Source organism: Bartonella sp. AD328YNZD, assembly GCF_042196425.1.
Genome location: NZ_JBHIQG010000625.1, coordinates 1 through 940, shown reverse-complemented (window position 1 = coordinate 940; position 940 = coordinate 1). Strand labels below are relative to the sequence as shown.

The following is a 940-nucleotide window of genomic DNA, read 5'->3' as shown; positions in this document are numbered from 1 at the left end:
ATAGAAGAAATTGCCCTCCCATTGGTCGCATCGCCTGCTAATCCATAAACAGTTTCCGTTGGTAACGCTACTAACTTTCCTTGTTCAAGAAGCGCTATTGCCTCTTTTATTGAAGCGCTATTGAGTGGTAGAATCGTCATGATACATCATTCCTATAACGTTCTTTTAGTGGTGCAAAACTATAACGATGTAATCCTACGATTGGACCATATTTATTAAGAGCCGTACGATGAACTAACGTTGCATATCCTACATGCTTCTCTAAACCATAGCCTTTATAAACTTGTCCTGCACATTTCATCATCCGGTCACGCGTTACCTTCGCAATAATAGATGCGGCTGCAATTGAAACCGAACGCTGATCGCCCTTAATCAACGCAATTGCAGGACAAAACAACCCAGAGGGAATATCACGTCCATCAACAAGTACATAGTGGGCTGAAACAGCTAATCCTTTAATACAGCGACGCATTGCTTCTAAAGTTGCTTGTCTAATATTAGATTGATCAATTGTACGAGCGCAAACACTAGCAACTGAAACCGCCAATGCACTTTGCAAAATTTCATGATAAAGTCTACTTCGTTGAAGAAAAGAAAGTTTTTTTGAATCATTTAATCCATCAGGAATATGACCTTTATCCAAGATAACTGCTGCCGTTACCACCGGTCCAGCGAGAGGTCCTCGTCCTACTTCATCAACACCAGCTATATGAAAAAAACCCTGTTTCTGCAAATTCAATTCACACAAGAAATTTGGCTGAAGCGGCAAATTAAACATCTTTGATAAATCACAAATACAACAAATATACACTTATTTCTGTAACCTGCTTATTTTTTGCAAGCATTACAGTTTTAAATGGCTTTTCAAACATTCTGCGAATTCTTACACAAAAGATAAAAACAAACCATGAGATAAAGAGTATCCTATTGTCCATTTTTC

Annotated in this window: 2 protein-coding genes; both read right to left on the bottom strand. The window is 38.3% G+C overall.

Annotated elements, in window-relative coordinates:
* A partial coding sequence (locus ACFIO3_RS14105) for an L-threonylcarbamoyladenylate synthase (RefSeq protein WP_375704502.1) occupies positions 1 to 140 on the bottom strand: 140 nt, incomplete at its 3' end.
* Complete coding sequence (locus ACFIO3_RS14100; RefSeq protein ID WP_375704688.1) at positions 137 to 778, bottom strand: ribonuclease HII; 642 nt, start codon at positions 776 to 778, stop codon at positions 137 to 139. The genes ACFIO3_RS14105 and ACFIO3_RS14100, both read right to left, overlap by 4 nt.
* Positions 779 to 940 lie beyond the last annotated feature (162 nt).